This window comes from Cupriavidus alkaliphilus (assembly GCF_014191175.1).
In the GTDB taxonomy this organism is placed as follows: domain Bacteria; phylum Pseudomonadota; class Gammaproteobacteria; order Burkholderiales; family Burkholderiaceae; genus Cupriavidus; species Cupriavidus alkaliphilus.
Genome location: NZ_JACHWE010000003.1, coordinates 423,041 through 440,757 on the forward strand (window position 1 = coordinate 423,041; position 17,717 = coordinate 440,757).

General features: G+C 61.6%; 27 protein-coding genes, 1 tRNA gene and 1 pseudogene. 18 read left to right on the plus strand and 11 right to left on the minus strand.

All coding sequences use genetic code 11. The features are described 5' to 3' along the window. Nucleotides 1-2: 2 nt before the first annotated feature. From FHX60_RS13470 to FHX60_RS13500, 9 genes and pseudogenes are all read right to left on the minus strand, one after another. Entirely contained in the window at nt 3-464 is a 462-nt protein-coding gene (locus FHX60_RS13470) for a PD-(D/E)XK nuclease family protein (RefSeq protein WP_311729089.1), read from the minus strand. 151 nt (nt 465-615) lie between these two features. Then, a pseudogene (locus FHX60_RS27735) lies at nt 616-804 on the minus strand (PD-(D/E)XK nuclease family protein); the annotation flags it as partial. After that, nucleotides 792-926, minus strand: coding sequence for a hypothetical protein (locus tag FHX60_RS27740; protein ID WP_260163898.1), 135 nt, complete (start codon nt 924-926; stop codon nt 792-794). The pseudogene FHX60_RS27735 and the gene FHX60_RS27740, both read right to left, overlap by 13 nt. After that, nucleotides 926-1,294 carry a hypothetical protein gene (locus tag FHX60_RS13475; RefSeq protein ID WP_183283626.1) on the minus strand — a complete coding sequence of 123 codons (369 nt, stop codon included), beginning with the start codon at nt 1,292-1,294 and terminating at the stop codon, nt 926-928. Before FHX60_RS13475 ends, FHX60_RS27740 begins: the two co-directional genes overlap by 1 nt. Then, the gene (locus FHX60_RS13480; RefSeq protein ID WP_183283818.1) at nt 1,291-1,515 is read right to left on the minus strand and encodes a hypothetical protein; all 225 of its coding nucleotides are present in this window, start codon (nt 1,513-1,515) and stop codon (nt 1,291-1,293) included. Before FHX60_RS13480 ends, FHX60_RS13475 begins: the two co-directional genes overlap by 4 nt. Continuing rightward, on the minus strand, nt 1,512-1,802 hold the full coding sequence (locus FHX60_RS13485) for a DUF3846 domain-containing protein (protein WP_183283627.1): 291 nt from the start codon (nt 1,800-1,802) through the stop codon (nt 1,512-1,514). The genes FHX60_RS13480 and FHX60_RS13485 overlap by 4 nt, the downstream gene beginning before the upstream one ends. Then, nucleotides 1,799-2,113, minus strand: a complete 315-nt coding sequence (locus FHX60_RS13490) for a hypothetical protein (RefSeq protein ID WP_183283628.1) — start codon at nt 2,111-2,113, stop codon at nt 1,799-1,801. The genes FHX60_RS13485 and FHX60_RS13490 overlap by 4 nt, the downstream gene beginning before the upstream one ends. A 570-nt stretch (nt 2,114-2,683) precedes the next feature. Then, on the minus strand, nt 2,684-3,136 hold the full coding sequence (locus FHX60_RS13495) for an OB-fold protein (RefSeq protein ID WP_183283629.1): 453 nt from the start codon (nt 3,134-3,136) through the stop codon (nt 2,684-2,686). A 112-nt stretch (nt 3,137-3,248) separates the two neighbouring features. Next, nucleotides 3,249-3,764, minus strand: coding sequence for a helix-turn-helix domain-containing protein (locus FHX60_RS13500; RefSeq protein WP_183283630.1), 516 nt, complete (start codon nt 3,762-3,764; stop codon nt 3,249-3,251). Here FHX60_RS13500 and FHX60_RS13505 point away from each other — a divergent pair. The 13 genes from FHX60_RS13505 (at nt 3,763) to FHX60_RS13565 (ending at nt 11,949) form a co-directional block, all read left to right on the plus strand. Next, nucleotides 3,763-4,017 carry a transcriptional regulator gene (locus tag FHX60_RS13505; protein ID WP_183283631.1) on the plus strand — a complete coding sequence of 85 codons (255 nt, stop codon included), beginning with the start codon at nt 3,763-3,765 and terminating at the stop codon, nt 4,015-4,017. The genes FHX60_RS13500 and FHX60_RS13505 overlap by 2 nt on opposite strands. A 31-nt stretch (nt 4,018-4,048) precedes the next feature. Continuing rightward, nucleotides 4,049-4,576 carry a YmfL family putative regulatory protein gene (locus FHX60_RS13510; RefSeq protein WP_221210001.1) on the plus strand — a complete coding sequence of 176 codons (528 nt, stop codon included), beginning with the start codon at nt 4,049-4,051 and terminating at the stop codon, nt 4,574-4,576. Further along, on the plus strand, nt 4,569-4,778 hold the full coding sequence (locus tag FHX60_RS13515) for a hypothetical protein (RefSeq protein WP_183283632.1): 210 nt from the start codon (nt 4,569-4,571) through the stop codon (nt 4,776-4,778). Before FHX60_RS13510 ends, FHX60_RS13515 begins: the two co-directional genes overlap by 8 nt. Next, nucleotides 4,771-5,127 (plus strand): hypothetical protein, encoded by a 357-nt coding sequence (locus FHX60_RS13520; RefSeq protein WP_183283633.1) that lies wholly within the window; start codon nt 4,771-4,773, stop codon nt 5,125-5,127. The genes FHX60_RS13515 and FHX60_RS13520 overlap by 8 nt, the downstream gene beginning before the upstream one ends. Before the next feature lie 41 nt (nt 5,128-5,168). Continuing rightward, a complete protein-coding gene (locus FHX60_RS13525) occupies nt 5,169-6,185 on the plus strand; it encodes a DNA-methyltransferase (protein ID WP_183283634.1) in 1,017 nt (338 codons plus the stop codon). Continuing rightward, complete coding sequence (locus FHX60_RS13530) at nt 6,182-6,628, plus strand: XF1762 family protein (RefSeq protein ID WP_183283635.1); 447 nt, start codon at nt 6,182-6,184, stop codon at nt 6,626-6,628. Before FHX60_RS13525 ends, FHX60_RS13530 begins: the two co-directional genes overlap by 4 nt. Next, nucleotides 6,625-7,686, plus strand: coding sequence for a DUF1376 domain-containing protein (locus FHX60_RS27745; protein ID WP_260163900.1), 1,062 nt, complete (start codon nt 6,625-6,627; stop codon nt 7,684-7,686). Before FHX60_RS13530 ends, FHX60_RS27745 begins: the two co-directional genes overlap by 4 nt. Nucleotides 7,687-7,688: 2 nt before the next feature. Further along, a complete protein-coding gene (locus FHX60_RS13540; protein WP_183283636.1) occupies nt 7,689-7,910 on the plus strand; it encodes a hypothetical protein in 222 nt (73 codons plus the stop codon). 41 nt (nt 7,911-7,951) lie between these two features. Next, complete coding sequence (locus tag FHX60_RS27750) at nt 7,952-9,604, plus strand: dATP/dGTP pyrophosphohydrolase domain-containing protein (RefSeq protein ID WP_260163901.1); 1,653 nt, start codon at nt 7,952-7,954, stop codon at nt 9,602-9,604. Then, nucleotides 9,597-9,860, plus strand: coding sequence for a hypothetical protein (locus tag FHX60_RS13550; RefSeq protein WP_183283637.1), 264 nt, complete (start codon nt 9,597-9,599; stop codon nt 9,858-9,860). The genes FHX60_RS27750 and FHX60_RS13550 overlap by 8 nt, the downstream gene beginning before the upstream one ends. Then, nucleotides 9,860-10,492 carry a RusA family crossover junction endodeoxyribonuclease gene (locus tag FHX60_RS13555; protein WP_311729101.1) on the plus strand — a complete coding sequence of 211 codons (633 nt, stop codon included), beginning with the start codon at nt 9,860-9,862 and terminating at the stop codon, nt 10,490-10,492. The genes FHX60_RS13550 and FHX60_RS13555 overlap by 1 nt, the downstream gene beginning before the upstream one ends. Nucleotides 10,493-10,509: 17 nt before the next feature. Next, entirely contained in the window at nt 10,510-11,208 is a 699-nt protein-coding gene (locus FHX60_RS13560) for a hypothetical protein (RefSeq protein WP_183283638.1), read from the plus strand. 150 nt (nt 11,209-11,358) lie between these two features. Continuing rightward, nucleotides 11,359-11,949, plus strand: a complete 591-nt coding sequence (locus FHX60_RS13565; protein WP_183283639.1) for a hypothetical protein — start codon at nt 11,359-11,361, stop codon at nt 11,947-11,949. 105 nt (nt 11,950-12,054) lie between these two features. On the opposite strand, the gene FHX60_RS13570 is transcribed toward FHX60_RS13565, so the two are convergent. Both FHX60_RS13570 and FHX60_RS13575 read right to left on the minus strand, forming a co-directional pair. Next, the gene (locus tag FHX60_RS13570) at nt 12,055-12,918 is read right to left on the minus strand and encodes a hypothetical protein (RefSeq protein WP_183283640.1); all 864 of its coding nucleotides are present in this window, start codon (nt 12,916-12,918) and stop codon (nt 12,055-12,057) included. Nucleotides 12,919-12,986: 68 nt separating this feature from the next. Next, nucleotides 12,987-13,355, minus strand: coding sequence for a hypothetical protein (locus FHX60_RS13575; RefSeq protein ID WP_183283641.1), 369 nt, complete (start codon nt 13,353-13,355; stop codon nt 12,987-12,989). 357 nt (nt 13,356-13,712) lie between these two features. Between FHX60_RS13575 and FHX60_RS13580 the strand changes: the two genes are divergently transcribed. From FHX60_RS13580 to FHX60_RS13600, 5 genes are all read left to right on the plus strand, one after another. Then, a tRNA-Gly gene (locus FHX60_RS13580) sits at nt 13,713-13,786 on the plus strand. A gap of 24 nt (nt 13,787-13,810) precedes the next feature. Beyond that, nucleotides 13,811-14,254: a terminase gene (locus tag FHX60_RS13585; protein ID WP_183283642.1), complete on the plus strand. Its 444-nt coding sequence runs from the start codon at nt 13,811-13,813 to the stop codon at nt 14,252-14,254. Between the two features lie 3 nt (nt 14,255-14,257). Continuing rightward, on the plus strand, nt 14,258-15,649 hold the full coding sequence (terL, locus tag FHX60_RS13590) for a phage terminase large subunit (RefSeq protein WP_183283643.1): 1,392 nt from the start codon (nt 14,258-14,260) through the stop codon (nt 15,647-15,649). Nucleotides 15,650-15,658: 9 nt separating this feature from the next. Further along, nucleotides 15,659-16,933: a phage portal protein gene (locus FHX60_RS13595; protein WP_183283644.1), complete on the plus strand. Its 1,275-nt coding sequence runs from the start codon at nt 15,659-15,661 to the stop codon at nt 16,931-16,933. Next, nucleotides 16,872-17,708 carry a phage minor head protein gene (locus FHX60_RS13600; protein ID WP_183283645.1) on the plus strand — a complete coding sequence of 279 codons (837 nt, stop codon included), beginning with the start codon at nt 16,872-16,874 and terminating at the stop codon, nt 17,706-17,708. Before FHX60_RS13595 ends, FHX60_RS13600 begins: the two co-directional genes overlap by 62 nt. Nucleotides 17,709-17,717 lie beyond the last annotated feature (9 nt).

The following is a 17,717-nucleotide window of genomic DNA, read 5'->3' on the forward strand; positions in this document are numbered from 1 at the left end:
GGTCAGGACTTGTAAGGGCAGGTGGCGTGCCGCGGGCAGTACTTCGCCGAGCACAGGACGGATTTGCCGTTGCCATAGAAGGCGCCGGACTGGATGAGGCGGGATGCGTGCTGCAGCAGCCCCGGCTGTTCTTCGGTGCCCAGCAGCGCCGCGCGCGGGGATTCGATTTCGCCGGTACCGACGCGCTGCGCAGCCGGCGTCTTGCCGGTGTTCATGCCGACGATCTGCGCTGGCGCGCTGATGGGCACGCCTAGGGCGTGTTCAGCCAGCAGCTCGTAGACGCCCAGCTGCGGGCCGTGGCCGGCGGTCACCGCGGTGCCGTCGGTGCCCACCGCGCGCCCGCCAGTCTTCAGGTCGGAAATCCCGAAGCCAGCCTCGGTGGTGCGCACGCGGTCGGTGGTGCCGGTCAAGGCCAAGCCCAGCTCGGGGATCTCCAGGCGCTCGCAGGCGACCTCGACTCCCACGTAGCGCTGGCGCGGCGCGATCTCGGCGCAGTAGCGCGTGCAACGCCAGGCCGATGCGCTCGGCGGCGGACGGGTCGGTGTCGTCCCAGTCCACTTCGGCGTTCTTGTCGCGGATCGTGTCGACCAGCGCGCCGGCGGCGTCGTCGGCGGTGATGGGCGCGCCGTCGAGCGTGGCCTGGTCGAACAGGCCGGTGCTGGCGTGCACGGCGGTGCCAAGATGCGCGGCCGCGCCGGAGGGCATGCGCATGCCCAGGATGTGCTTCGCTTCCCAGCGCGCCGGGCAGTCGAAGAGTTCGGCCAGCGAGCTGGCGCGGATGGTGATGATGTTCATGCCGAACATTCCTCGATCAGGTCAATGGCGATGCACAGCGCATCGACGGGGTTGGCTGCGATCACGGTCAGGACGAGGCCCGCGCCGTGGACGTGGTAGCTGTGACCGGGGATAAGAGGGCGGGCAAGCATCAGACGGCCCTCGCCAGCAGCGCCTCGGCATGCCGAACGGCTGCGTCCTTGTCGATATCGCCCCACAGCACGCGCTTCTCCGAGCTGCGCACGTAGTTGCGCAGCAGGATCGCGCCGTCCTTCTTGCTCGCCAGGCCGTCGAGAAACTGGATCTCGGCATGCGTGGTGTGGCTCAGTACCGGCTCGCTCGCCGGTGCCTCTTGCTGGGTCATGGCAGTTTTCCGATTGGAGGTGGGATGGATGGACTTGGGCTCGTCGACTGCGATCGAGTAGGCGACGTAGAAAAAGGCGTAGACGGCGGCGGCCCAAACACATCGGTTGAACCAGCGGACGTAGCGGTCGATGCGCTCGTTGTCGCGCGGCGTCATGACGCTGCTCCTGCGGTGCGCGCTGGCTTCGTCCCTTGGCCGGCCTCAAGGCGGGCAAGCTTGCGCCTGAGCACCTTTCCAGTCAGGGCAACAAATGCGGCGGCGTCTTCTTGCTCTATAACCAGATCGCCGTAGTTCGTATGGATCGTGAAGCCCCGCTCCATGTCTGGGAGTTGCTTGGCGATGGCGTATCGAATGTTGTCGAGGATGTGGACGCTCACTGGTCGCTCCCGAAATCGCTATCCGGCGCGATGACCACGTCTCCGCGGATGACATGCCGATTGGGCGTGCCGCACTTCTCCCAATAGAGAACCGTGGCAGCGCGATTGATGGGCAAGTGCTTGTAGTGGCCCAGGTCGTCGACCACCATCACATGCATGCGGTCGGCCAGCACCACTGTGTCAAGCGCCTCGGCACCGATCAGCGCGCAGATCTCGGTCACGGAATGCGGACGGTCGAGCTGCTCGCTGACGCCATTGGTGCGGATGAGTTGGCGAAGGAGCGTCATGCCGCATCCCGCTCTGAAATCGCCTCGAGCGCATCCGACCGCGCGTGCCGCTCGGCGGCGCTTTCCTCCTCGGCGACACGCTGTGCGTTGCGGCTGATCAGTTCATCGAAGATGTGGTGCGCGCGCTGGCCCATCAGCTCGTGAGAGCGGCGAAGGTGCGCAGAGGGGGTTTCGGCTGGCAGGTAGCGGACGTTGCCTGCCTTCAGGATGTCGCCCAGATACTCCAGCGCCTGGTCGGGCGGGCAGTAGGGTTCGACCGCGCCGACGCGGAGGTCGGCGGCGATCTGGTCTGCTGCTTGGTGGTGGTCCATGTCGCATCCATCGGTGGTGTGCTGATGGAAGCGAGTTTAGGCACAGCCTATGTTGAAGTCAAGGCAATGCCTAATTTTTTTTTAGGCACTACCTTCGTCGCCGGATTGCTTCGCGTTGCGTCTGTACTCTCTGATGATCTTCAAGCCGCAAAGCATCAGCGTTTCAGCGGCCGCTAGAGGGTCCGCTGCCCACTGTTCTGTCAATTCCACCTCGTGAACGCCGGGGGCAACGGCGGTCACTATGGCTCGTGGAAGCGGTGTGGGATCGGAAGAGGCGGTTGATAGGGGCTTGCGACGGGCAGACAGGCCCCGCTCGATGTTATGCGTGGCCCTGAAGGCGTCCAGATGAATGATGTTGACCACGGGGCGGGCCTCCATTGGGCCTGCGCATTTGCTATCGCGCTTTAGGTATTGCCCGCATTGCGATTTACCCGTAGCCTTCCATTGAAGCTGGCTCGACCGGTAGGTCTAATCGATGCGTAAAATCCCCAATGTTCCGCAGACCTTTCGCGATGGAATATAAAAAGCCTGTCAAATAGACAGGCTCGAATAAGAGAAAATATCGCTATATTATTGAAGGACGCAATCCTTCAGCATGGGGATGCCGGCCAATTCACTATCGCCGACGCAAAGCAGCTTTACTGCCTGGCCCTTTCTTAACTTCGCGACGGCGGCATCCTCGGACCACGCCATCCTCGCTTGAGGTGAGGCGATCTCGAACTGTCCGTGACCGCCCGCAAGACTTAGGTATGGACGGTCGCCCATGCCTGCCTCGATGCTCTTAATGTGCGCCGAGACAATCAGTCTCTTGTTCTTGTATTTGGCGTTAGCGGCCACCTCGTTTTCCTCGTAGGCGGCAAGCAGGGCCGGAGCGCTCACTGGCAATGGCGGATCCTGGGCCGACAAGTCAGGGGTAGCTACGTCGTTTGTGTTGACGGGGGTATCGGCATTCTTTCCCGCAAGAACACCGACAACGATCACCGCCATTGCGGCGATCGATCCCCACTTTAGAAATCGCTTCAAGCTCTTCTCCTCATGGTTTTCCGGACGAAGTGTCCGTCCAATCCATGATGATCCGCGCTTTAAAAGTTGAAAATCGAAAAAATTCTAAAGCACGTGGCGGAGAAATTTTGTGCTATTTGGCGCGCTTTTTTTGTTCTTGATGCGAACCGAAGAACTCGGAATCGGCGACAGTGTACTTTCGCGTCACATCTTGTGATTTATTCGGGCTCTCAACAAGGAGTAATTCAAGCGCTCGAGCAATTCGCTCGATCTCTTCATCTGACTTTCCCTCAAGCACAGTGGATAGGCGCGCCAGACCTCGCGGCAGCCCGGGCGACTGCATGCCTTCATCGTCCCGACCGGTCAGCCACCAATTTACGGAGTGGCCGAAAACCTCCACCAACTTAGGGAGGTGTTTCTTTGCCATACGCCCGTAGTTGATCCAGTCGTACACGGACGGAGGCTTGACGCCAAACATTGCCGCGACGTCCGCGTGCGACAAGTTTCGCTCTTGCATCTCTGCCAACAGGCGGGCACCGATATGTTCAGGAGGGGTGGGGGTCTTAGGCATAGCCAAATTAGGCAACGAGTGCGCGACATTCGGCAATGCCTTGACTTGATCGTAGGCTATGCCTAAGATTGAGCCCATGGAACATTTTGCACCTATCAAAACGGCGTGCGACCTGGCTGGCGGCTTGTCCGCCTTCGCACGGAGGATTGGTGTGGAGCCGCCAACGGCACACGAGTGGCTCACGCGCCGGCGCCCAGTTCCTCCACGCAGGTGTGTCGCAATCGAGTCCGCCTACAACGTAAGCCGCCGCGACCTCCGTCCTGACGACTGGCACGAGATATGGCCAGAGCTTGCTGACGGTCTGCCAACCGACGGAAAGCAGGCAGCGTGAAAGTCCTCACCTCTATGCAGGATCGCCATGCGTGCAACTGTATCGGCGTAGCGCCTGGATCAACACCACCAAGACCTTTGCTTTCCCTATGGGTATCAGAAACGCATATCTATCGATGATCCGCGCCATGCCTGGCGGTTGGGATTCAATGGCCGCAGCGCTTGGCATGTCCAAGGCCGCTCTGGAAAACCGCGTGTACGAGCGCAAGGAACAACGCATGCACGTCGACACGGCGATGCAGATTCAGGCGTTCTCCGGGACACAGGACTTCGCGGAGGTCATAGCGCGCGAGTCCGGCGGCGTGTTCGTGCCGCTGCCCGGCGTCGAGCTTTGTGGGAGGGAAGAGCTGTTCGACAAGCAGCAGGAGCTGATGTCCGACCTGGGCGATCTGTTCTCGCGATTCCGCAGCTTCATCAATGATGGCGAGATCGACCGCAAGGAGGGTGCGGCCCTCGAACAGATCGAGGACGAGGTCCACCGGACCCTCAGCGAGTTCATGGCGGTGGCGATGCGGCTGTACCGGCGGAACGATGCGGCGAAGGGGGCCAAGGATGCTTGACCTCTTCGAGATTGCGGCCTTTCGCTGTGGCTGGCTCGCCGCGCGCGCCGGCGCGCCGCATTCGGAAAACCCTTTCACGCGCGGCCCGCTGGCCCGCTTCGAACGCCAGTGGGACCGCGGTTGGTCGGCGCATGTTGAGCGCGCCTGCGAGCTTGCCTTCATCCCGAAGAATTCCGATTGTCTGGAGGCTTTCCATGCCTGAACGCAGAAGTGGGTACACCACGCCGACGGCACCCGATACAGACCTTGCGCGCCGCGTCATGCAGCATCTGCGCGGCAATCCACTGCAGCGCTTCAGCGAGCCGATGCTAGCGCGTCGGTTTGCCGTTTCTGCCGCGGCGTTGCGCCGGGCGATGAAGCCGGTACTGGACCGAAGGGAAGCGGAATCAGCGTTTGTGGAGGGCTCGATCCGGGTCTACTTCGCGCCGCGCGCGCCGATGGCGCATGTGGAACGGATAGTCGGCAAGGGAGTTCTTTCCGGGTGGGAAGCTGGCATTCGGCGAATGGCCGAACTGCGCATGGCGCCGCGCGGGGCAGGGTGGAGGCTGTAGTGAGGCTCAACACCTGCTACCAGGGTGACTGCCGCGCTGTCATGCGCGACTTGATCGCCGCTGGAGTGCGCGTGCAGTGCATCGTGACCAGTCCGCCGTACTGGGGCCTGCGCGACTATGGCGTCGACGGCCAGCTCGGCCTGGAGCCGACTCTGCGCGAGTTCTTGGCCAACATGGTCGATGTGTTTGACCTCTGCCGCCAGCTGCTCGCCGATGACGGCACGCTGTGGCTGAACATGGGCGACAGCTACACCAGCGGCGAGCTGGTTGTCGATGGGCTTAAGCCGAAGGATCTGGTTGGCCAGCCCTGGCGCTTGGCATTTGCTATGCAGGGCGCTGGGTGGCGACTTCGCCAGGACATCATTTGGCACAAGCCGAATCCTATGCCGGAATCCATCACGGACCGCTGCACCAAGGCACATGAATATCTGTTCCTGCTGACAAAGGGCCAACGGTACTACTTCGACCAAGCCGCCATCCGCGAGCCAGCAAACGTTACAGGGAAAGGATTCGCAAACAGCTTTCGTGGAGGCGCGTACGTGGAAGGTGCCACCTTTGTGAACGCCGAAGGCGGCAAGCGGACCGTTTCCGGCAACATCATGCCGGTGCCAAAAGGTTGGGATACCAGTGTCGGCGAAGGTGCGCACGGCACCTACCACCGTGACGGGTCAGCTCGCGGCAGCAAGCGCAACAGCTTCGCGCGCGAGACGAAGTACTCCGCAGCTGAGCATGGGCAGAAAGCCCAGCACCGCGCCGACCGTAAAGATGTCGACTACAGCGAGACGCGCAACAAGCGCAGCGTCTGGACGGTGGCCACTCAGCCCTACGCCGGCGCGCACTTCGCTACGTTTCCAGAGGCGCTGGTCGAGCCGTGCATCCTGGCTGGCAGTCGCCCGGGCGACATCGTCTTCGACCCGTTCATGGGCTCCGGCACGGTGGCGAGCGTTGCACAGCGCCTGGGCCGCCGGTGGCTCGGCGCCGAGCTGAACGCGGACTACATCACACTGCAGGCGGCGCGCACGCGGCAGGCGGGACTGGTTTTGGAGGCGGCCACGTGACACTCCAGATCGTCCCCATCACGTTTGCCGAGGCCTGCGCCTTCGTTGCACGCCACCACCGGCACCACCGCCCCCCGGCGGGCTGCAAGTTCTGCGTCGCCGTAGCCGCGGGGGAGCGCATCCCCGGCGTGGCGCTGGTGGGACGCCCCGTCTCCAGAACGCTAGACGATGGCTGGACGCTCGAGGTCAACCGGCTGTGCACTGATGGCCAGCGCAATGCCTGCTCGATGCTTTACGCCGCTGCTTGGCGGGCGGCGAAAGCGCTCGGCTACCGGAAGCTCATCACTTACACGCTGCCCTACGAGGGCGGTGCATCCCTGCGCGCGGCAGGCTGGCGCCTTGTCGGTTCCGCCGGCGGCGGATCTTGGCATTGCCCGAGCCGGCCGCGCGTTGATACGCATCCGACTCAGGAAAAGCTGCGCTGGGATACGGAATCTGCATGATGGACTTGCCTGAACCCCTCACACCGCCGGACTGCGACCTACGCGACTTCCAATTCATGCCGCTGGACGTTGTGCGGCTGCGCGACAGCGATCTCGCGGCGCAAGAGTCCCCGGAGGCCTGCTGGACCGCTGTGCTGCTCTGGTGCGCTTCCTGGCATCAGCAGCCCGCTGCCTCATTGCCTGATGACGATAACGTGCTGTCCCGCCTGGCCGGCTTCGGGCGTGTTGTGAGGGAGTGGCAGCGTGTACGCACCGGCGCGCTACGCGGCTGGATCAAGTGCAGCGACGGCAGGCTCTACCACCCCGTTGTCGCCGAGAAGGCCCTTGAGGCTTGGGCTGGCAAACATCGTCAGCGGCACAAGACCGAGTGCGCTCGGATCAAGAAGCACAACCAGCGTAACGGGACACACATCCCATTTCCCTCGCTGGAGCGGTTCTTGTCCCCCGACTATGCCGACCCGACACAAGGGGACAAAGCCGAAGTGTCCCCGGGGACAAAGCCCCAATGTCCCCAAGCTGTCCCCCGGGAAACACCATCCAAGGGACAGGGAGAGGGACAGGGATATGTAAACCAAAGCAGCAGCATAACCACCGACAGTGGTTGCGCGGGCGCGGGGGCGCCGCCGCCTGCCGCCGCGTTGGCGGACGTTCTGTGCAAAGGCGGCATCGAAGCCGATGCGAGCGACGAACGCCTGCTGCGGTGGGTCGCGGAGGGCGCCACGCCGGCGGACGTGGCCCGCGCCATTGCCAGCGCCCAGCAGCGACGCCGCAAGGAGGGTTCCGCGCAGCCGGTGAACGTGGGCTTGGTCGACGTGATCCTGGCCGACATCCTGGCCAAGCGGCGCGCGCCGTCTGCGGTCACACCGGGCACCGACGAGTGGCATGAGAGCGCGTCTGGCATCACAGCCTTCGGGGCGACCGTCGGCGTCTTCCAAGGCCCAGACGAGCCATTCCCGTATTTCAAGGCCCGAGTCTTCGAAGCCGCCGGCGATGGTCCGTGGCTGTGGAAGGCGCGCGGTGCCATGACCGTTTCCGGCGCCATGGGCGGGAGGCATTGACCGTGCAATACCTCGACGAAGCCGGGTACCCCTTCGAACGCCGCTGGGCGGTCAGGATCCTGAACCGCTGCATCGCCGGCGAGGCTGTGCCGAGTTGCGCCGCGAAGATGGCCTGCATTGGCATCCGGGACGACAGGGTCACCGCGGCCGTGCGGCAGCTGCTCCAGGCGCGCGGCGAGGCACGGTGGCGTGAGCAGGAGGCCAGGCGGCAGCGGCGGCAATAACGGCATCGAACCACGACAAACCTGACATCTTAAAAAAGGCCATGAGCAAAATGTGCATTTCCAACGGCGCCGATGAGGCCAACTTCAATTTCCGCACCCACCTGCAGCGGCAGCGCGAATGGTCGGCGCGCACTTTCGGCCCCGGCCCGCGCGCTGCCGGCGTGGTCGACCACATCCGCAAGGAGCTGCGTGAGATCGAAGCAGATCCCGCTGACCTGAGGGAATGGATCGACGTTGCCATACTTGCGCTGGACGGTGCATGGCGAACGGGCGCGAGCCCGGAAGAGATCATCGCGGCGTTGGTGGCGAAGCAGGCGAGGAATGAGGCGCGCGCCTGGCCGGACTGGCGCACCGTGGATCCGAACAAGGCCATCGAGCATGACCGGTCCCGCGAGCCTTGCAATATCGCCCATTCCTGCGGGAAAGCGATAGCGGAGCCGGTGGCGTGGGTGCATGAAGAGGATCCGGCGCGCGTCATCTCGGCAGCGCAGAAGGACCAGGCGCTGCGCGACGGTGGTGCGAGTGCGTCGTCGGTGCGGCCGTACTCCATTGCCGCGTACACCGACCCTGCACCGAGCGCATCGCCTGCCGCCGAGCAACGCGACGAGTGCGGGATGACGGAGGGCGATTGGAAGCGCGCGGAGGCTCTGACCGATATGCCGGGCTTGCAGGACGCGCAGATCGATGCCGTCGCCAATGCCATGCCGGGCGGCCTTGATGGATTCCTGAAGGGATGGGGATGGCGCCAGTTCGCCCGCCAGATCGAAGACGCTGTTCTGGAGAGCGCATCGCCTGCCGCACTGACGGCAACTGACGAAATGATCGACGCTGCATGCAATGCTGTTCCTGATCTATATCGGGTTGACGCGATGCGTGCCATTGAAGCCGCCTTCGCCCTACTCGCCGCACAGCCCGCAGCCTACGACGCGAGCAAGCACAGCGCGGAATGCATTGCAGATGATTGCGACGGGTGCTTGGCCGCAGAGCCTGCGCGCGCTGACCGGCAGGGTGTGGCGCTGTCAGATGAGGCGTACAACCTTTTGCTCTCAGCACGGAACGCCATCGATCAGTTGCCTGGCTACCCAAAGGGCGCTGCGCTTTGCGATGAGATTGACTCCTTTATCGCTCGCGCATCCTCGCGCACGCCGCTCCAGCAAGCGACCGCCGAACACGATGCCGATACGCCGGCGGCGTGCTATGCGGGAGCGATGGTCGAGTCCCGGCAGGGTGTGGCGCTGTCGGATGAAGCGTTTTTGAACATCGCCAAGGAATTGCCTATGCAACCCTGGGGTATCGGTTCGTGCGACACAGATCTAATCCCCTTTGCTCGCGCCATTCTCTCTCTCGCATCGTCCTCGCGGGCGGTGGTGGAGAGTGCAGCAGCGCGCGACGTACTGGCCGAGCGACGCCGCCAAGTCGAAGCCGAAGGCTGGACGCCGGAGCATGACGATCAGCACGATCCAGGCACGCTTTCACAAGCTGCTGGTTGCTACATCGAATGGAACGGCTACGAAAATGCAGTAGTGCCAGAAGGTGCTATTCCCATCAACTGGCCGTGGGCCCCTGAGTGGTGGAAGCCATCAGACGACCGCCGCAATCTTGTCAAGGCCGGCGCCCTGATCCTGGCCGAAATCGAGCGCATCGACCGGCTCGCCACCGCTGAGGCGCCCAACGCAGGAGAGCAACATGCGTGAGGGGTTCGAAGCAGATTTCGCCGAATGGTGGAGGACGCACGGGCAGTACCTGCGTGCAGGCGGCGGCCAATACGAGATCGCCTTTGCCTATGAAGCCGCAAAGTATTTCTGTGCCGCAGGCATGGAGCGGGCGGCACAGATTTGTGAGCAGGCATATGACCCGGAGGCAAAGCCCGTCGAGGCATTGGGCTGTGCCGCCGCCATCCGCGCCGAAATCTCCTCGGGTATGGCGCTCAATGAAGGGGAGAGGGATTGATGCACATCGGCCAAGCCCGCATCACCGGCGAGATCGCCTCGGCAGCCCGCGCGCTCGCCTCAAACGAGCCGGCAGAAATGGACAAGCCAGTCCGCGCCCTGGTGGGCGCCGGCTCCAACCAACGAATCGACGCAATGGAGCAAGACGAGAACCTCCTTCCGCCCGCGCGCGTGTGCTTCCGTGTCCCGGGCCAGCCTGTGGCCAAGGGGCGTGCGCGCAGCGCGCCGCTGATGCGCGGTGGCAAGCCTGTCATGAACGGAGCAGGCCGGCCCGTGGTGATCCACCACACGCCGGAGAAAACCGTCCACTACGAGAACCGCGTCGCATTGGCTGCTGAGCAGGCGATGGGTGGTCGCCCGCCGTTTGCAGGGCCCGTCCACCTGGTGGTCGAGATCGCTCTGGCCATCCCAGCCAGCTGGTCGAAGAAGCGTCAGGGTATGGCTGCCGTTGGCCTCATCTGCGCAACCAAGAAGCCCGATGCCGACAACGTGCTCAAGGCGATCAAGGACGGCTTGAACGGGGTTGTATGGGTCGATGACTGCCAGGCAGTCGAGTACCGAATCAGCAAGAAATACGGCGCCTCACCAGGCGTCTATGTCGAGGTGATGGAACTGCCGCTGGAGCGGGCGTGACGAGCGTGGAGAAGGGCATGGACGCAATTTTTCAGTACACCGAACAGGCGCTGCACGTCTCGTTCCTGATCCTGTCGCAGCCGGCGATGGCGGATGGGCAAATGAGGCGCGCGCTGATACGTGCAATGGAGGGCGTTTCGTCGCTTACCGGTCGGCAGCAATCCTGGCTGCAGCAGCTGCGAGGAGAGCCTGGCGCTGGTCGAATTGACTTCGGCGGCCTGGATATGCTTGAGACGCGGGGCCAGTGCGCCATGGTCGTGACGGCGGTTCGCAGCAAGCTGCCGCGGCCTGAGATGGGCGCTGTCTTGGCGCGATATGCTATCGGGAAAGAGAAGGCGGAAGGCGTACGCATCCTTGCCGGCTACGCAAAGGATGTTTGCGGCATCCATACCTATGAGCCGGTCTTCCACCTGATCGCCCGGCACTACGCGCCACGGAACGTGAAATGCGATGGCATGTCCGTGCGGGATATCGGGGACAAGTGGGGTGTGAACCGAGGGAAGGTGCAGCGGGCGGCGAAATGGATGGCTACCCATTTCGCTGCGCTGGAGGCACGTGCCGTTGAGCGGCTTGGCGCTGCCTTCCGGGAGCACGCAGTGGTGTCATCGGATGACGAGTCCGCATGGTCGGCAGCGCGAGCTAGGCGGACCGCCCGTGTCGCTCTCACTTTTCCGCGCTATGCTGAGGCGCCTTCGTCAGTTAAGAAAACTGGGTGAGCTCTATACTGTCGTCTGAGGAAGAGCAACATTCAAATGATGCCGGGGATTTGATGGTTGTATAGCGCAGATCAAGCTCCTAGTATCTGTATGGAAAATGGAGGAAAAACAAGAATTAAAGATCATGAACCTTCACTTCTGAGTCGAAAAATGAGCCACTGCACTTTGCACCTTGCACTTTCTGTCCTCGTTGCAGTTGCCGCCAGCAACGTCGCGGCGCAGGTAGGCAAGAATGCCCCTCATAATAGCTCGGCATTGCAGCATCCCAAGTGGGAGGAGCCAACGTCCTTCCTTGGACTGAAATTCGGAGAAAAGGTGGAGCTTCCACCGTGCGCTCAAGCACGGAATGAATTATGTAAAGTTGTGGTGGATAATTTCTATTCCTACCGCAATCTTCCGGACTTGGGGTTCAAATATTCACTCTCTTCTCTTAACCTTGATGGGGTGCCATATTATTTTGCCCTGACTACGGAGAAAGCAAACCACTTCAGGCTTGTTGCAATGTTCCGCGAGCGTTATGGTGAGCCAATTAAGACCGAGGAAGTGACGGTTCAAACTCGCGGGGGCGCGAGATACACGTCCAACGTTCGGACGTGGGAAGGTCCGAAAATCAAAATTTCATTACACGAGCTTGGAGCCAAGGTCACCGAAAGTGCGATCTATGTAACGGACAAGGACCTTGCGGAAAAGGTGAAAGACCGTGAAACCGGCGAGGCCAAATCAAAAGCCGGTGCATTATGAAAGCACCCATCCGGCCGCTTGATCACAGCGGCCGGCGCTGACCCACGTATTATCGAACGGCAGCTTTTATGTGCGCCCCCGCGCATTTGCGATTCGCTTGCGGGGTTAACTCATGTACTCATTTTTCGCGCGTAGCGCCAAATCCTTAATCATGTCCAAGTTGTTGTTTAAATCGCTTTCTTTTATTCTCAGTCGATATTGATTCCATTGTTTATCATACGACAATGCATCGGCATCTGATTCTGCAACTATCTCGTTAATTTCATCCGTTTGTTCTAACTTTATATTAAGAAGAACGGCAGATTTTCTCGGGACGAATGCGATGAAGTTATTGGCGATATTGTTTTTTGCCAAACCAATATAGTGCTTATTGTATTTCAGACTATATTCCGACGTTATCTCACCTAGCGACGACATAATTTTCTCCGTCAGTCTTAAGCTTTCTTTTGTGGCTTTCTTTTCCCAGTATTCCTTGTCGGTTGGTTCCGAAGCGCTTTCCTCTTCTAAAAGATCGAATTTGTTTTCATCGAGAACCTTTGTGAAGAATAAGGAAATTGTGTCGCCTATCTTTACGGCCTTTACCTGAATGGCAATTAGTGGAATAAATCCATTAAAAAGGGAGATAACGTTCAAAAATCTACTGGTTATATCTTCTGCTACAATTACGGCGCAGTGCTCGTATTGAGGATTTTTCTTGCGCTCGATATCCCAATATTCGATGGTCCGCATTATATGGGATTCATCTGTTCGCCCGAGTTGTATTTCGATTTCATATCGCTTCTTATACTCGGGGTCATAGAGTATGGTGTCAAGCCGTCCGCCGCCAACCAATATCTTCTCTGTGTCTCTGAAATCCAGGTCGCCGAGGCCAAGGATAGTCGGGTCTTCTTCAATTCTCGCTTGAAGCCATTTTTCATTGTACTCGGAACTGTTTTTCAGGCTTATGATTTCAGATTTTACGTATTTCATGGTTAATTTTTATCTGAGAGCGAATGGCTGCGCAACATTATCTAGGGTAGTGGGTGAAGGTACATGCATTAGTCGAAGAAAAGCCCGTAGTGGATCTGCAGAAGACGCTCTTCGATCAAGATTGTGTCGGCGGGTACATTCTTGACTAGTCGAATGCAGACTCTTTGCCCGGCGTGATAGGCGTCGAACAGTCGGTGGTGGATCGGCCTAAACTCCTTGCCATTCCTGGGCGGGTCGCCCGCAATCATCCGCCGGATGTTGTTATCGTAGGCGGTGAAGGGCCTGCTCGATCCCCGGTTGCTTTTGCCGACGTAGACGACATCGATTTCACCGGTGCTGCCGTCAATGACCTCAATGAGATAGAGTAACGGCTCATTCGGAACGACGTCTCCCGGATGCAGTTCGAAACCTAGCTTGCTTTTTCTAATGGAATTCATTTGTTTCCCCGTTGCCGGCTAGTGTAGCAGCGAGTACACCTGCGAAGGCTTGACAGCGTGTGACAAACGAACTACATTTTCGCCAGAATCGCAGAAATTGCATCCAAAGCCCGCTGAGCGCAAGCCAGCGGGCTTTTTTGTTGCCCGAAAAGCGTATGCGGGGCCGCCAACGGATCCCGGAGCCTTACCGGGGCGCCCGGGCGGAAAAGTGGGCGCAACTACATGCGTGACGCTGCCTCACGATAAGGCGTGGTAGCCAACCGCGGCGCGCAGCGCCGGTCCTGCCGGCCGGCGTAGGTCGGATGCGCGACGAGCGCATGGACCAGCGCGGAGCTGGTGGAAGCCCAGCACTCTCATGCGGACTTGGCCGAGTGGTCAGGCAGCGGTCTTCCAAGCCGCGGACGCCGGTTCGATTCCGGCAGCCCGCTCCAATCCTGCCCCATGGGGGAATGCCCATGGCAAATCGAGAGAAATTCACGCCGGAGAGGCGAGCCAAGTTCCTTCAAAATCTGGCGGAAACCGCGAACGTTAGCGCAGCTGCGCGCGCAGTGCGCATGGCCAGGCAGTACCTGTACGAGCTGCGCGACGCAGACGCCGACTTCGCCAAGGCTTGGGATGCGGCTGTGGTGCTGGGTACGGAGGCGCTCGAGGATGAGGCGGTGCGCCGGGCGTATGACGGGACGCTGAAGCCGGTCTTCTACAAGGGCGAGAAATGCGGCTCGATCCGCGAGTATAGCGACACGCTTCTGATCTTTCTCCTAAAGGCACGAAACTGGGAGAAATTCGGTGACAGGGTGCGTAACGAGTTGACGGGTCGAGGCGGTGGCCCGATTCAGAACGTCAACATGTCCCCGAACGAGTTTCGCGAGATTGCCCGCCAGCTGCTCGATGAGGTTTGATCCATGCGCGAATTCTCCCCGGCTGAGCGGCTTGCCGCTGCCGAGCTGGCGCGCGAGGATCTGTACTTCTACACCCGGTGGATGTTCTTCCAGCGCCGCCGTTTTCATTGGAAGCGCGGGCCCCACCATAAGACGATCTGCGATGCGCTGACACGGGTGTTTCGGGGCCAGTGCCGCCGGCTGATCATCAACGTGGCACCGCGGTACTCAAAAACCGAGCTGGCGGTACCGAACTTCGTGTCGTGGGCCATGGGGCAGTACCCAGATGCCGAGTTCATCCACACGTCCTACGGTGCCAAGCTGGCCGCGAAGAACTCGCTCGCCACGCGCGAAATGCTGGAGCATCCGGCCTACCGGGAGATCTTTCCCGCGGCCATGCTCGATCCGTCGTCATCGGCGCGGGACGATTGGAAGACCACCGCCGGCGGCGTGATGTACGCAACGGGCTCGAGCGGCCCGATTACCGGCTTCGGCGCGGGCAAGCAGCGGGATGGGTTCGGCGGCGCGATCATTATCGATGACCCGCACAAGCCAGACGAGGCGGAAAGCGAGACGGTGCGCGAGGGCGTCATCGAGTGGTTCCAGAACACGCTGGAATCCCGCACGAACACCCCAGACACGCCGATCATCCTGATCATGCAGCGCCTGCACGAGCGGGATCTCGCGGGCTGGCTTTTGAACGGCGGGAATGGCGAGCGCTGGGAGCATGTATGCATCCCGGCTCGCAACGAGGACGGGACGCCGCTCTGGCCGGAGAAGCACAGCGCGGCGGATCTGGCGCGCATGGAGGAGGCGAACCCGTATGTGTTCGCCGGCCAGTACATGCAGGCGCCGGCACCGCGCGATGGTGGGGTGTTCAAGCCCAGTCGGGTCGAAATTGTTGACGCGCTGCCGGCCAAGCTCGAGCTGGTCCGCGGCTGGGATTTGGCCGCGACAAAGAACGCCGGCGACTGGACGGCCGGACCGCTGCTTGGCCGGAGTCCTGACGGAACGCTGTGGATTGCGGACGTGCAGCGTGAGAGGGGCACGCCAGACGATGTCGAGAAGCTGCTCGTCGGCACGGCGAAGCGGGACGGCCCGCGGGTCATGCAGTCGATCCCGCAGGATCCCGGCCAGGCCGGTAAGGCACAGGCGGCCTATCTGTCGAAGAAGCTCTTTGGCGTCCCGTTTTCCTTCACGACGGAGAGCGGCGACAAGGCCACGCGCGCAGCGCCCTTCGCGGCGCAAGTCAACGTGGGCAACGTGAAGATGCTCAAGGCGCCGTGGAACGATGCGCTAATTGGCGAGATGCGCATGTTCCCGAATGGCGCTTTCGACGACCAGATCGATGGGCTGTCGCGAGCCTTCAACGCAATGGGCGACAACATCGCCCGCGCACGTGCGCTGGCCAGCTGATGGAATCTCATGAGACTAGACGGTTACGAATCGGCGCTGCTGGGCCGCCGCGCTGGCGTGTCGCCGGTGCTGGCTCGCACTGCCGTCGAGTTGTACGCGCTGGGCGGGCTGTATGGCCGAGTGGTCGACCTGCCGGCCGACAAAGCGGTGTCCCGCGGCGTCGAGATCAAAGGCGATGAAGATAGCGTCGTGACCAACGAGCTGGACCGCCTGAAGGTGCTTCCTGCGTTGGCCGACTCGCTGCGGTGGTCACGCCTGACGGGCGGTGCCGCAATCGTAGTGGTGGCTGACGATGGCGGTATGCTGCGCGCGCCGCTGGATATCGCCCGGCTGGACACGATCGAGGAGCTGAAGGTTTTCGATCTGGACGATGTCAGCCCGACGGATCAGCGTTACAGCGACCCCACAAAGCCAAACTTCGGAATGCCAGAGGTCTACCAAGTCCGAACGCAGGCTTCCGGCTCCGTCAATGCCGAGTTCTACGTGCATGAGACGCGCCTTATCCCGGTGCCCGGTGATCCGTTGCCTCGCCGGATTGCCGCGATCAAGGGCGTGCCATGGGCCGGCCGCAGCGCTATCACTCGGGCATACCAGACGATCAGCGACTACAGCCAGTCGCTGCGCTGGGCACTCGGCATCCTTGAGCGCAAGCAGCAAGCCATCTACGGCATGAAGGGGCTGGCCGAGCTGATCCAGGCGCAGCTCGAGGACATCGTCCAGAAGCGCATCGCGTTGGTAGACTCGGCACGGAACATCCTGAACACCGTCGCCATCGACAGCGAGGACGAGTACCGAATCGAGGACACGAACGTTGCCGGTGTGAGGGACATCGTCAACGAGTTCCAGATTGCCCTCTCGGCAGACACCGGAATCCCGGTCACACTGCTGTTCGGGCGGTCCCCGGCGGGCCAGAACGCCACCGGCGACGCAGACTTCAGCACCTTCCACGACGTGGTGGAGGGGTTGCAGCGAAACAAGGCCGGTCCGGCGCTGGAGCGCCTGGTCGCGCTGATTCTCGCGCAGCGGTCGGTCACCACCAAGATCGAGCAGTGGTCGATCTTCTGGCCACCGCTGGAGAGCCCGACGGAGAAGGAGCAAGCGGACGTGCGCAAGACCAACGCTGACGCAGCGGCAGCGGAAGCCAACGCCCTCAACACACTGGCTGGCGCAGGCATGGTCAGTGAGGAAGAGGGTAGGGAGTACCTCATTGCCGAGGGGAAGTATGGGCTCGACAACGACGCCGGCGACGCCAGGGCCGCAGCGCAATACGCCACGCAAACCTAAGAAATCGTTGTACCCGGCGGCCATCGAACGGGAGTATGTCCGGTTCGTACAAGCCAGCGCCACGCGGGTCATCGACGCCGTAGAACGCTTTGTCGTGCCGGCGCTGGCGACCGGCCGCAGTGACGATCTCGCGCACCCACCCGAGGACGATCGCTGGTACACCGCACTCGAACTGGCGTTCAAGGAAGCGTTGGCTGCAGCGCTGGTGTCGCCGGAGTCCCTGCGTGCGGTGATAGCGCTTTTCGGCAGCCGGGTCAACGCTTTCAACGCCCGTCAGTTCCATGAACTCCTGCGTGCCGCCTACGGCGTCGATATCTTCCGCGCCGAGCCGGTCCTGGAGCAGCTCATGCGGGTCTGGGAAGCGGAGAACCTGCGCCTAATCCAATCCGTCCCCACTCAGTACCTAGACCAGCTGCAGGGAAGGGTAGTTGCCGCGGTGCAGCGCGGCGAAACGCTGCGCAGCCTCACGGCGTATGTGCGCAGCACCTATGACCTGCCAACGAATCGGGCGGAACTGATCGCTCGCGACCAGATCGGGAAGCTGAACGGTCGCCTCACCGGATATCGACAGCGCAACATCGGGATCAGCGAATACAACTGGCGCGGTGTACTCGACACGCGCGAACGGGACGAGCACGTTGCGCGCGAAGGGCAGACGTTCGCCTGGGATAAGCCTCCGCCCGACGGGCATCCGGGCGAGCCGATCCGGTGCCGATGCTGGGCGGAGCCGAAGCTCCCCGACCTGGATGATCTGGACGGCCTGATCGTCCATTGAGGATGCCAC